Consider the following 11461-nt stretch of genomic DNA (forward strand, 5'->3'; position numbering starts at 1 on the left):
GTGTTGTGCACGTCAGGGCGACCGCGCGGCGCGCGGCCGGTAGATTCGACCACCAGCTGCGAAAACCTGCCGATGGGACCGACGATGCCTAGGACGTTCAGTTTGCCCGCCTCCCGTACCGAAGTGGTGCTGGAGGAGATCCGCCGTGGCATCCTCACCCGGGAGCTGCTGCCCGGCCAGCCGCTGGTGGAGGCCGAGCTCGCCCAGCGGCTCGGCGTGTCGAAGACCCCGGTCCGTGAGGCGCTCAAGGTGCTGTCCAACTCCGGGCTGGTCACCTTCAGCCCGTACAAGGGCGCGTCGGTCTGCGTGGTCGACGCCGATCTCGCCCGTGCGGTGTACGACGTCCGCATGGTGCTCGAGCCCGAAGCCGTGCGACGCACCGTCGAGCTGCGTGATCCGTCGTTGCTGGAGGACGCCGCCGAGGCGCTCAAGCAGGCCTCCGGCGCGATCGCCGACCGCGACGAAGCGGCGTTGAGCCTGCTCAACCGCAGGTTCCATCGCGCGCTCTACAGCGGCTGCGGCAACCCGCTGCTGGTGTCCATTCTGGACGATCTCAAGGACCGCGCCGCCCTGATCAGCATCGTCGGCTGGGAGTCGAACCCCAGCTGGCGCAAGGAGCTGACCGAGCACAAGGCGATCCTCGCGGCGGCCAAGAAGGGCGACGCCGAGGGCGCGGCCGCGCTGCTGCGCAAGCACATCTCCGAGTTCCTCCAGCGCATCCTCAGCGCCATCGGGGACCAGGCGGAGGACTAGGGCGTGTCTGGCAAATCAAAGTTCGCGGTCTTCGCGCCCAGGCGGCCCCTGGCGGCACGGGGCCGCACGACCCGAGTACGACCCGGTACGAGGGCGACTCCCCGGCACCGCCAGGAACCACCTGGATCACGAAGCCCATCGAACAGATTCACCAGACACGCCCCAGCCGTGCGCCTGCTGATCCTCGCCGACACCCACCTTCCCCAACGGGCCCGCGCGCTGCCGGAGCAGGTCTGGCGCGAGGTCGAGGCCGCCGACGTCGTGTTCCACGCCGGCGACTGGGTCGAGGCCGCCCTGCTCGACGAGCTGGAGTCCCGTGCGAAGCGGCTGGTCGGGGTGTACGGCAACAACGACGGCGAGGACCTGCGCTCCCGGTTGCCGGAGATCGCCCGCGTCGAGCTCGACGGGCTCCGGTTCGCGATGATCCACGAGACCGGTGGCGCGAAGGGCCGTGACCGCCGCTGTGAGCTGGGCTTCCCGGACACCGACGTGCTGGTGTTCGGCCACAGCCATATCCCGTGGGACACGGTGACCCCGCGCGGGCTGCGGCTGCTCAACCCGGGATCGCCGACGGACCGGCGTCAGCAGCCTTTCTGCACCTACCAGACCGCCGAGATCCGCGACGGGCAGTTGGCCGAGGTGGCGCTCACCAAGCTGCCTTCACGGCGCTGACGGAGTACAACAGGAGCCATGGATCCTGTGCAGGCGCTGCGGGAGATCGCGTTCCGGCTGGAGCGTTCGGGTGAACCGACCTACCGGGTGCGGGCTTTCCGGCAGGCCGCGGCGATCCTCGCCGAGGTGCCCGCGAACGAGCTCGAACAGCGGGCGCGGGCCGGGACGCTGACCCAGCTCAAGGGGATCGGCAAGGCCACGGCCGGGGTCGTCGAGGACGCGCTCTCCGGGCGCAGGCCCACCTACTTCGCGAAGATCGGCGAGCCGGGCCTGCCGGACGGCGGCGCGCTGCGGGCCGCGCTGCGCGGCGACTGCCACACCCATTCGGACTGGTCGGACGGCGGTAGCCCGATCATGGAGATGGCCGAGGCGGGCCGCGCGATCGGGCACGAATGGATGGTGCTCACCGACCACTCGCCCCGGCTGACCGTCGCCAACGGGCTCTCGCCGGAACGCCTCCGCCGCCAGTTCGAGGTCGTCGCCGAGGTCAACGAAGCGCTCGCGCCGTTCCGGTTGTTGCGGGGTATCGAGGTCGACATCCACCTCGACGGCACGCTGGACCAGGAGGAAGACCTGCTGGCCGAGCTGGACTTCGTGGTCGCGAGCGTGCATTCGAAGCTGCGGATGCCCCGGGCCGAGATGACCCAGCGGCTGCTCACCGCGGTCGCGAACCCGCAGGTGGACGTACTGGGGCACTGCACCGGCAGGCTGGTGATGGGCCGCGGCAGGCCCGAGTCGGAGTTCGACGCCGAGGCCGTGTTCACCGCCTGCCGCGAAAACGGCGTCGCGGTCGAGATCAACGCGCGGCCCGAGCGCCTCGACCCGCCGCTGCGGCTGCTGCGGCTGGCCGCCGAGCTCGGCTGCGAGTTCGCCATCGACAGCGACGCGCACGCCCCCGGCCAGCTCGACTGGCAGTCCTACGGGTGCGTGCGCGCCACGGAGTGCGGGATCGGCGCGGACCGGGTGCTCAACACCCGCACCGCCCCCGAGCTCTTCGGTTGAACGAGCCCGTCTCCGGTCAGTTGATCTCGTACGGGTCGCCGTAGACCTTCCACTTCAGCGGGGTGTGCAGGTCGAGGTTGCCGGCGTTGAGGAACACCAGCTGCTCGGTGTCGACCCGCGACGTGTCGGCGTGCGCCTCCTCCTGCTTCATGATCACCTTGCGCGCGTCGAGGAACGCCTTGAGATAGGTCGTCTCGTTGCCGCCCTGTGACGGCGGCTTCGCCTTCTTGATCGCGGAGTCGCGGATCCCGCCGAAGCTGTCGGAGCTGTCTCCGGGGCCGTGCATGACGATGGCGTCGTAGTAGATGAACTGCCCGAGCGCGCCGAGGCCGTCCGACTTCGCCTGGTTGACCGACGGGGTGAAATAGACCCGGTCCCGCTCGTTGTTCTGCGCGGTCTTGAACGCGGCCGTCCCGGCGGCCTGCTTCCAGGCGTTCACGAACGGCGTGCCCAGCCCGGTGTGCGAGGCCGAGCCGTTGACCTTCTTCAGTGCCGGGAGGTACTTGGCCAGTGGGTTGCCCGGCGTCGAGTTCGTGTAGGCCTGCACCAGTTCCAGCATGTCGCCGGTGCCGGAACAGAACCCGATGATGCCCGCGGTGTAGCCGCGGCCGTCACCGATGTCCTCGATGTAGGCGTACTGCGCCTTCCAGTCCAGTGACGAGTTTTCCGCGCTGGAAACCAGTTCCATCGCGATTTCCTTCTTCTCCGGCGTCGCGAGGTCGCCACCCGAGGCCTTGACCGAAGCGCTTTGTACCGTGAGCGGGGCCGGAGCCGAGGAGGCGGCGGAGGAGGTGGCGGAGGCCACTGCCGGGGTCGCGACGGCGAGAGCGAGGATGGAGGCGGCGCCGAGTGCACGGCGCAGCGCGGGCCGCATGGGGTTGCTCATGAAAGTGGATCCCTTTCCGCAGGAACTATCAGGAATGGTCATGAGGGCGTACTGACGGAGTGACGGTCTTCGCCGGACACCCGATTCCGGGCGGCAGGCGGAAAACGTCACTTCGGTCTTGCTGCGGCGTAGCGCTAAGATAACTGAGGGTGAGGCAGGTCACAAGGCCTAAGTAAAGGTTCTTGCCAAACTCGTCCGGCACTGTCATCCTGCTGCCGATGACTAGTCCCACGGTGTACGACCACGCCCGTCTGCTGCTGGCCGCGCACGGCCCCGGCCCGTGGCCGGACGGCGGCGATCCGCTGCCCGACGAAGCCGCGGAGCCCGGCGCGGTGCGGTTCGCCGCCGGCGCGCTCGACGGCATCATGAAGCACCACTCGCGAGAGCTCCCGGACTCGCGTGACGTCCCCGCGCTGAGCCGTGACCAGCTGCGCGAGCAGGCTCTCGACCTGGTTCGGACCGGCCGGGACAGGGAAGACGTCAAGAGGGGGCTCGTCCTGCTCGGCGAATCCGGCGACGAGCGCGACCGTGGGCTGCTGATCCTGATCGGCACGCTGGAGCACTTCACCGAGCAGGCCGTCACCGCGTTGCGCCGCACCCAGGTGGACGCCGACCAGGCCATCTGCACCTTGGGCCGCCGGGTCGCGGGCTGGGGCCGGATCGCCGCGGTCGACCAGCTCGAGGGCACCGCCGACCCGGAGATCCGGGCTTGGCTGCTGCGCGACGGGTTCCGCAACGACATCGACCACGGCTACCTGGCGATCACGGCCGCGACCACCGGTGGCCTGCTGGACGCGCTCACGGCCGGCACCGTGGACGCCGAACTCTTCGACGGCGCCGGGGAAATCCTCAGCTCGCTGGTCGGCCAGGACGGCCCGGGACCGACGATCGCCGACTACCCCGACGGCGAGGCGGCACTGCGGGCCTACGCCGCACTGGCCGCCGCTCGCGAGCCGACCCTGGAGGCACTTCGTGCCGCGCAGGCGATTCTGTCCTTTTTGGATGGATGGGCGATGGAACTGCCCCTGGCGTCAAGGACTGCCGAGCTTCGCGAGCCCTACCTCGCACTCACCGGACGTCCCGGCCTGCGCGAAATGGTGCTCGCGCACCTGGCCGATCCGGCAAGTCCCGACTTCTGGAAGGCACTCGAACCCGCGGACAGCTTGGGGCTGAAGCCTTTCGCGCAGGTCTTCGCCCAGCTGACCGGCTCGACGGCGGCGGCCCTCAACTCCTGGTATTACGCGACCAAATGGGCCGCGCCCGGCGAAGCCGAAGCGCTCGTCGCGTTGGCTGACCGCAGGTTCCCACCCGGCGACGACAGCTGGCCCGCCCGCTACGCCCGCTTGGTGATCGACCCGCTCCGCCAGGCTTAGGCCGTGTCTCTGGCAGATCAAGTTCGCGGTCTTCGCGCCCAGGCGGCCCCTGACGGCACGGAGGATAACCCGGTACGAGGGCAAATCCCCCGCACCGCCAGGAACCACCTGGAACACGAAGCCCGTCGAACAGACACGACCTAAGCGCGTCCGAACGCGGCGATCACCGAGCGCAGCAGCTCCTTGAACTCGGTGTCGGTCACCGCGCGGTTGGGCTGGTCCTCGGTCTGGCCTGGCTCGCAGTACACGACCGTGGACCGCACGCGACGCGGTCCCTGGACCACCACCGTCGCGGTCAGGTCCGCGGCGATCGGACGCACGGTGTGCACCACTTCGGTGTCGCAGGAATAGACCTCTCCGCGCTGCACGTGCGGAGAGCTCGTCTTCCGCAACCGGACCTGCCCGTCCCGGACCAGTGCGGCGGGATCGGCCGGGTCGGTGCCGTACCGGTAGCGCTGGTATGGCTTCCCGCCGCCGATGGTTTCGCGGTACTCGAACATGTGCATGCCTTTGCCCGCAAGCACGACAGAGGCGAACTCCCAGCGATGGCTGTGCGGATTCGACTCCCCCTGCGAAGCCTCTTTCGACGCGGGCCAGATGTGGAGCCTGACCCGGAACCGCGATTCAGCGGCGGTGTGGAGGACCAGTTTGGCGAACCCGTTGGGATGCCAGTAGGACCGTCCGGCAGCGTCGTGCGCTGCGGCGTCGTCGTCCAGGAAGGTTTCTTCCAGCCAGGAAAGGAACTTGTCCGGATTCTGCCGGACGCGGTCGGCCGCCCGGCACAGCCAGGGCAGGTCCGCCGCTTCGCCGGTGGCCACGTCCTCGATGAGATCACGAAGGAACCAGTGACCCGCGACGGACTCGATGACCGTCGTTTGTGGACTGTCGTTCATGGGCTGTTCAACGCTCCGGTTCGGTCTACTCTCCTGGCGGGCTCACGGGCGGTGTGGCCACGGCGAGCGCGGCCGCACGCAATGCGGTGACGGCGTCGAGCGTCAACCAGATGGGGACGTCACCACTGCCCCAGGTCCACAGTCCCAGCCCGGCCTCGTATCGCTCCCACAGGGGCAGGAGCGCGCGGTTGAGCCGGTCGACGGGCAGGTGGGGAGCGCCGGCCAGCGCCTGCACGATCCAGGCCGGGGTGAAGTGCCGGATGATGATCCGGGTGGAGCCGACGCCGTCCGGCCGAGGCCGGATGAGCTCCTCGTACATGCCGTCGTCGGGATGCGTTCGCTCGATCAGCCACTGCGTCGCGTCGTCGATCGCTTCTCGGACGTCGTGGCGATCGTCCCGGCTGTGCAGGACCTCCCGCAGCGCCACCACGGCGCGGGCGGTGTGCGCGACGGACGCCTCCGGCGCCACCAGCCCTTCCTCGTTCTTCTCGGTCCACAGCAGTGATCCCTGGAAGTCGAGCCGGGTGGCCAGCAGGTCGTCGATCAGCCGGGTGGTCAGCGGGGCCTCCGGGCGCAACCGGGTCGCCACCTGCAGCACCGTGGACAGCAGGTACGGGCGGGTCCGGCTGAACGCGTCGAGCGAGCTTTCGAGGTAGCCCAGCCCTTCGTCGGCCGACATGCCGATCCCCACCCTCGACAGGGCGTCGACCGCCGCCGCCGTCGTTTCCGGGCGCCTGCCCCCGGACCGGGCTTGCCAGCCGAGCTCGGATCGCAGCTCGTACAGGTTGCCGGCCAGCCGATGTAGGTCGATGTAGGGCTCGCCTACCACCACCATGGCGCAGAGGCCGTACGCGGTGCTGAGCGTCGTCGGCGGGGTGTCCAGCTGGAGTTTGTGCCGCCAACCCAGCGGCCTGCCCTGATCGTCGCGGATGAGATAGCCGGCCAGGCTGTCGCCGACCCGGCGGAAGACGTGGGCGAGCGAGCGGGACGTGTCGATCAGGCCGCCGGTCGGCCCGGCGGGGCGATCATGGGGCGATCGGGCCGTGTCGACGAGGCTGACCAGCGCGTTCGCCGCGCGGAAGTGGTCGTCGAGCTGCTGGGCGTTGTCGGGCGATGGCAGGTATTTCCCGGTTTCCCACTGGGTCAGGTTGGCCCTGGCCACCCCGATGATCTTGGCGGTCTCCGCCTGCGTCTCGCCCGCGGCCTTGCGCAGGCGGCGCAGCTCCTGCCCGACTTCCTCGGTTGTGACCGTTACCGCATCAGTATCTACCGGCCCGGCCCCGGCCGATGTAGGCTGATCGTAGGCATTCGACATGGCCCCTACCTACCTAATGTAGGCAACGTAGGAACACTGCTGAATGTGCACACGAAGCGCAGCTTAGCGGACGTTGCCGAAAGTGTCGGCGCGACGTCCTGAAGTGGAAGAACGAGTCTCGCTCCACCTGGACCGGACGGCGGCACCCGCCCGGCCGGCGACCCTCGTCGCCTTCGCTCGCGGCCGGCCCCGCCAGTCAAGACGGTGGTGCCGTTCGCCGACCTGATGCACCTCGCAGTGTGTAGGGGGCGTTTCCGATGGTGAACCACAAGCAGGACACGTCAGAATCGGCGGGCTGGTTCGAAAAACTCCGTGGCAGGTTCGACAACTGGCTCTTCGCGACCGACGAAGACGCGGCCGCGAAAGCACGCGGCTGGCAGGTGAGCCGCGGGCGGGGCAAGCGTGGCCGCGGCTACCGCGATCCCCGCTGGGACCACGGTGCACGCCTGCGTCACGTGCGATGGCACGGGGTGGCACCCCGGCGGCCCGGCCTGCCTGGACTGCGACGGCGTCGGGGTGGTCCGGTCGGTGCCCGTCTCGGCGGCCGACGCCGGTGTGGCGGGAGGCCGATCATGATCGGCTCCCGCTCGCCGCGGCCGATTTCCGACCTTGCTCGCGAACTCGTCCAGCCCAAGCGCCCCAACCTGGTCATGTCGCTCTTTCACTGGCGCTACGAGGTCGTGGCGGCGGTGCTCGTCCCGTTCGCGCTCGTCGAGCTGTTCCTCGCGTGCGGGGTGTTCTGGTCGCTGCTGATCCTGGCCGGCCTGTTCAACTGGGTCTTCTACTGGCGCAGCGCCCGTCGTTTCGTGCGGCTGCGGCTTCGCGCGATCGTGATCCAGCACCGTCTCCGGACGGCGTTCGCGCGAGCCAGGGTGTGCACAGTGGACGGACGACGGCCCGCGATCCTCTGGACAAGGCCGCGCGGGGACGAAATCACGGTTTCGCTGTTCTGCCCGGCCGGGGTCGGCTTCGACCTGATTCACCGGCAGCGCCGGTTACTGGCCGCGGCCTGCTTCGCGACCACTGTCCACGTCGGACAGCATCCGCGGCTCGCCCACCTGGTGACGCTTTCCATCTACCGGGCAGGCGCCGGGCTGGCGGCGGCCGCCCGCGAAGAGGCGGATGACGTCCGGTAGCACGGTGACCGGGATGGTCGGGTCGATCGCGCGCTGCACGCCGAGGCCGATGCCGAGGCTGAGGAGCGCGGTCGCGGCGTCGTCCGCCGACATCGGGAGGGTGATCCCGAAGCGCTCGGCGTAGCCGGTGAGCAGCCCGGCGATCGTGTCGCGGATCGCCTTGTCCCGCACCGCGAGCTCGTGCCGGATCTGGGGGTCGCGCCGGGCGTTGGTGGCGAACTCGACCTCGAGCGCGGTCCACGCCTCGTCGCCGATGCTCCGCTCGGCCCACGCCTGGAACGCGTTGAGCAGCCCCTCCATCCCGTCCGCGCCGGTGAGCGCCTCGGCGACCAGTTCGACCTGCTCGTCGTGGATGCTGTCGAGCACGGCGAGGCAGAGCTCGTCCTTGTTGCGGAAGTTCGAATACACCGCGCCCTTGGAGTACCCGGCCTCGTCCGCGACCTTCTCCAGCGACGTCACCGAATAGCCGTCGCGCAGGAAGAGCTCCTTCGCCGTCGTGACGAGCTGTTCGCGGGTGCGCGCCTGACTTTCGGCGCGGCTCAGTCTGGCCATGGTCCCGATTCTAAAGGTTCACCGGTTCCGGTATCGGGATACTGGCGGTTTCAGTGATGCGGAATAAGGCTACCGTCGGTATTGAGATACTGCTAGTCTCCGAAAATGGAACAACGTCACTTCGCGGTCCTCGTCATCGGCGCCGGGGCTTCCGGGCTCGGTGCCGCCATCGGCCTGAAACGGGCGGGCATCGCCGATTTCGCGGTCCTGGAAAAGGCCGCCGAGCTGGGCGGGACCTGGCGCGACAACACCTATCCGGGGTGTGCGTGCGACGTGCCCTCCGCGCTGTATTCGTACTCGTTCGCGCCCAATCCCGAGTGGACCCGGGCCTTCGCCGGGCAACCCGAGATCCGGTCCTACCTGCGTGACACCGCCGAGCGGTTCGGCGTCACCGCGCATCTCCGCTTCGGCGTCGAGGTGACCCGCGCGCAGTGGAACGAGGCAGGCTCTCGATGGGACCTGGAGACGACGCGGGGCGCGTACACCGCCGGAGTGCTGGTGGCCGGGACCGGCCCGTGGCACGAGCCGCTGATGCCCGAACTGCCGGGGCTCGCCGACTTTCCCGGCGAGGTCTTCCACTCCTCGCGGTGGAACCACGACTACGACCTCACCGGCAAGCGCGTCGCGGTGGTGGGCACCGGCGCGTCCGCGGTGCAGTTCGTACCCGAGATCCAGCCCGTCGTCGCCAGGCTGCACCTGTTCCAGCGCACCGCGCAGTGGGTGCTGCCGAAGCCGGACCACTACGTGCCGAAGCTGGAACGCCTGCTGCTGCGCCGTTTCCCGGCCGTGCGCCGGGCGCTGCGGTCGGCCGAGTACGCCGGGATGGAGACGCTCGGGCTGGGTTTCCGCCGCCCCTGGATCCTGCGCCAGGTGCAGCGGATCGGCCTGGCCCACCTGCGGCTGACCGTCCGCGACCCGGTGCTGCGCAAGGTGCTGACCCCGGACTACACGCTCGGCTGCAAGCGGCTGCTGATGTCGAACAGCTACTATCGCGCGCTGACGAAGCCCACTGTGGACGTCCACCCGGTGGCGGTGAAGGAGGTCGTGGGCAACCGCGTGATCGGCGCCGACGGCACGAGCGCCGAGGTCGACGCGATCATCTTCGGCACCGGGTTCCACATCCTCGACATGCCCGTGTCGAGCAAGGTCTTCGACGGCGAGGGCCGCAGCCTCGACGAGCACTGGAAGGGCAGCCCGCAGGCGTATCTCGGCACCACGGTCGCCGGGTTCCCCAACCTGTATCTGCTGCTCGGCCCCAGCCTGGGCACCGGGCACACGTCGGCGTTCATGATCCTCGAGGCGCAGCTCGGCTACGCGATCGACGCGATCGGCAAGACCCTGCGCAACGGCTGGGCCAGCGTCCGCGTCCGCCCCGAGGTCCAGGACGCGTTCAACGACGAGGTCCAGGCGGCGTTGCCCGGCACCGTGTACCAGTCCGGCGGTTGCGCGAGCTACTACACCGATGTCAACGGGCGCAACAGTTTCAGCTGGCCCTTCTCGACCGGCAAGCTGCGGGCCCGCGTCCGGGACTTCGCGGAATCGGACTACCTCGTCGAAACGTCAGCCACCGAGAGGACGCGCCGTGCGACTTCCGTTCGCTAACCGCTATCCGGACATCGAGCTGGACGGCGCCGTCGTCGCCATCACCGGTGGTGGCCGGGGGATCGGGCGCGCCACCGCCGAGGCCTTCGCCGCGCTCGGCGCGACGGTGTGCGTCGGCGACCTCGACACCGCCGTCGTCGAGCAGGCGGCCAAGGAGATCGGCGCGCACGCGTACCCGCTGGACGTGACCGTCCGCGAGTCGTTCGCCGCCTTCCTCGACGCGGTGACCGAGGAGTTCGGCCGCGTCGACGTGCTGGTGAACAACGCAGGGGTGATGCCGTTGGGAGACTTCGTCGAAGAGCCGGACGCGCTCAGCAAGACCACTTTGGACGTCAACGTCTGGGGCCTGATCCACGGCCTGCGCCTGGTGCTGCCGGGGATGATCGCCCGCGGGCGCGGGCACGTGGTCAACATCGCCTCGATGGCGGGCAAAATCCCGTTGCCGGGCATGGCCGTCTACAACGCCAGCAAGTTCGCCGCGGTCGGGCTCACCGCGGCCGTGCGCCGCGAGTACGCGGGCACCGGGGTCAGCGTCAGCGCGGTACTGCCGAGCGCCGTCCGCACCGGACTGTCGTCGGGGGTGCCGCTCGGCGGCGGCCTGCCGACGGTGGACCCGGAGGACATCGCCCGCGCGGTGGTCGGCAGCTGCCGCACCCGCCGCGCCGAGATCGCCGTGCCCCGCTACGTCGGCGGCTGGGACCTGCTCGACGCGCTCACCCCCGAGCCGGTGATGGGCCTGGCCCGCCGCCTGATCGGCGACGACCGCGCCCTCACCTCACTCGACCCCACCCGCCGAGCCGACTACACCGCCCGCGTAACCGCCCAGGCCACCCAACGCCCCCGACCGTAGAACTCGCACCCCCGAGTGTGGGACTCGCGCGGGCTCGGCGAGTCCCACACTCTCGGGTCTGAGTTCTACGTCGGCGGGGCTGAGTTCCGCGGTGGGGGTGGCAGTCCTTAGAGGACGGTGAAGGTGAGGCCCGCGCTGATCAGGCGTGCGGTGAGGGCGTCGCCCATCGCCGCGGCGGTGGTGACCTGGCCGGAGGTCTCGGGCAGGTCGTCGAGGGCGAGGCACAGGGCCGACTCCGCCAGCATCTTCGCCGTCTCGGTGTACCCCGTATCAAAAAAAAACACCTCGGTCGTGACGCGCTGACCGCCGCCCTCGCCGGGGAAACGCACCGAGAACCAGGACTTCGCGCGCTTCTCCGCAGTCGGCGCGTGGCGGGGGTTGAGCAGGGTGGACAGCGCACTGCGCTACGGTTTCACCTGCGCGGCGG

General features: G+C 69.6%; 10 protein-coding genes and 1 pseudogene. 6 read left to right on the forward strand and 5 right to left on the reverse strand.

Going from position 1 to position 11461, the window contains the following annotated elements; all coding sequences use genetic code 11:
- Nucleotides 1-84: 84 nt before the first annotated feature.
- The 3 genes from QMK34_RS36655 (at nucleotide 85) to QMK34_RS36665 (ending at nucleotide 2427) form a co-directional block, all read left to right on the forward strand.
- Nucleotides 85-753 carry a GntR family transcriptional regulator gene (locus tag QMK34_RS36655; protein ID WP_326419332.1) on the forward strand — a complete coding sequence of 223 codons (669 nt, stop codon included), beginning with the start codon at nucleotides 85-87 and terminating at the stop codon, nucleotides 751-753.
- Between the two features lie 168 nt (nucleotides 754-921).
- Nucleotides 922-1425 carry a metallophosphoesterase family protein gene (locus QMK34_RS36660; protein ID WP_326419333.1) on the forward strand — a complete coding sequence of 168 codons (504 nt, stop codon included), beginning with the start codon at nucleotides 922-924 and terminating at the stop codon, nucleotides 1423-1425.
- Between the two features lie 18 nt (nucleotides 1426-1443).
- A complete protein-coding gene (locus tag QMK34_RS36665) occupies nucleotides 1444-2427 on the forward strand; it encodes a PHP domain-containing protein (protein WP_326419334.1) in 984 nt (327 codons plus the stop codon).
- 16 nt (nucleotides 2428-2443) lie between these two features.
- On the opposite strand, the gene QMK34_RS36670 is transcribed toward QMK34_RS36665, so the two are convergent.
- Nucleotides 2444-3313, reverse strand: a complete 870-nt coding sequence (locus tag QMK34_RS36670) for a chitosanase (protein WP_326419335.1) — start codon at nucleotides 3311-3313, stop codon at nucleotides 2444-2446.
- A gap of 218 nt (nucleotides 3314-3531) precedes the next feature.
- Here QMK34_RS36670 and QMK34_RS36675 point away from each other — a divergent pair, with 218 nt between their 5' ends.
- Nucleotides 3532-4686, forward strand: a complete 1155-nt coding sequence (locus tag QMK34_RS36675) for a hypothetical protein (RefSeq protein WP_326419336.1) — start codon at nucleotides 3532-3534, stop codon at nucleotides 4684-4686.
- Nucleotides 4687-4826: 140 nt separating this feature from the next.
- Here QMK34_RS36675 and QMK34_RS36680 read toward each other — a convergent pair whose 3' ends face one another.
- The 3 genes from QMK34_RS36680 to QMK34_RS36690 form a co-directional block, all read right to left on the reverse strand.
- The gene (locus QMK34_RS36680) at nucleotides 4827-5579 is read right to left on the reverse strand and encodes a hypothetical protein (protein WP_326419337.1); all 753 of its coding nucleotides are present in this window, start codon (nucleotides 5577-5579) and stop codon (nucleotides 4827-4829) included.
- A 25-nt stretch (nucleotides 5580-5604) separates the two neighbouring features.
- Nucleotides 5605-6894, reverse strand: coding sequence for a helix-turn-helix transcriptional regulator (locus QMK34_RS36685; RefSeq protein WP_326419338.1), 1290 nt, complete (start codon nucleotides 6892-6894; stop codon nucleotides 5605-5607).
- A gap of 995 nt (nucleotides 6895-7889) precedes the next feature.
- Nucleotides 7890-8582 (reverse strand): TetR/AcrR family transcriptional regulator, encoded by a 693-nt coding sequence (locus QMK34_RS36690; RefSeq protein WP_326419339.1) that lies wholly within the window; start codon nucleotides 8580-8582, stop codon nucleotides 7890-7892.
- Nucleotides 8583-8687: 105 nt separating this feature from the next.
- Between QMK34_RS36690 and QMK34_RS36695 the strand changes: the two genes are divergently transcribed.
- Together QMK34_RS36695 and QMK34_RS36700 are read left to right on the forward strand one after the other, a co-directional pair.
- Nucleotides 8688-10184 carry a flavin-containing monooxygenase gene (locus QMK34_RS36695; protein ID WP_326419340.1) on the forward strand — a complete coding sequence of 499 codons (1497 nt, stop codon included), beginning with the start codon at nucleotides 8688-8690 and terminating at the stop codon, nucleotides 10182-10184.
- On the forward strand, nucleotides 10165-11034 hold the full coding sequence (locus tag QMK34_RS36700; RefSeq protein WP_326419341.1) for an SDR family oxidoreductase: 870 nt from the start codon (nucleotides 10165-10167) through the stop codon (nucleotides 11032-11034). Before QMK34_RS36695 ends, QMK34_RS36700 begins: the two co-directional genes overlap by 20 nt.
- A 107-nt stretch (nucleotides 11035-11141) precedes the next feature.
- On the opposite strand, the pseudogene QMK34_RS36705 reads toward QMK34_RS36700, so the two are convergent.
- Nucleotides 11142-11438 (reverse strand): annotated as a pseudogene (locus tag QMK34_RS36705) (saccharopine dehydrogenase); the annotation flags it as partial.
- Nucleotides 11439-11461: the final 23 nt, after the last annotated feature.

Origin of the sequence: Amycolatopsis sp. H20-H5, assembly GCF_035828755.1 — a bacterium.
In the GTDB taxonomy this organism is placed as follows: Bacteria; Actinomycetota; Actinomycetes; order Mycobacteriales; family Pseudonocardiaceae; genus Amycolatopsis.

Coding starts and splice junctions, on each gene's coding strand:
- QMK34_RS36655 (WP_326419332.1), top strand. CDS start 85: ATGCCTAGGACGTTCAGTTTGCCCGCCTCCCGTACCGAAGTGGTGCTG.
- QMK34_RS36690 (WP_326419339.1), bottom strand. CDS start 8,582: ATGGCCAGACTGAGCCGCGCCGAAAGTCAGGCGCGCACCCGCGAACAG.
- QMK34_RS36675 (WP_326419336.1), top strand. CDS start 3,532: ATGACTAGTCCCACGGTGTACGACCACGCCCGTCTGCTGCTGGCCGCG.
- QMK34_RS36665 (WP_326419334.1), top strand. CDS start 1,444: ATGGATCCTGTGCAGGCGCTGCGGGAGATCGCGTTCCGGCTGGAGCGT.
- QMK34_RS36680 (WP_326419337.1), bottom strand. CDS start 5,579: ATGAACGACAGTCCACAAACGACGGTCATCGAGTCCGTCGCGGGTCAC.
- QMK34_RS36685 (WP_326419338.1), bottom strand. CDS start 6,894: ATGTCGAATGCCTACGATCAGCCTACATCGGCCGGGGCCGGGCCGGTA.
- QMK34_RS36695 (WP_326419340.1), top strand. CDS start 8,688: ATGGAACAACGTCACTTCGCGGTCCTCGTCATCGGCGCCGGGGCTTCC.
- QMK34_RS36670 (WP_326419335.1), bottom strand. CDS start 3,313: ATGAGCAACCCCATGCGGCCCGCGCTGCGCCGTGCACTCGGCGCCGCC.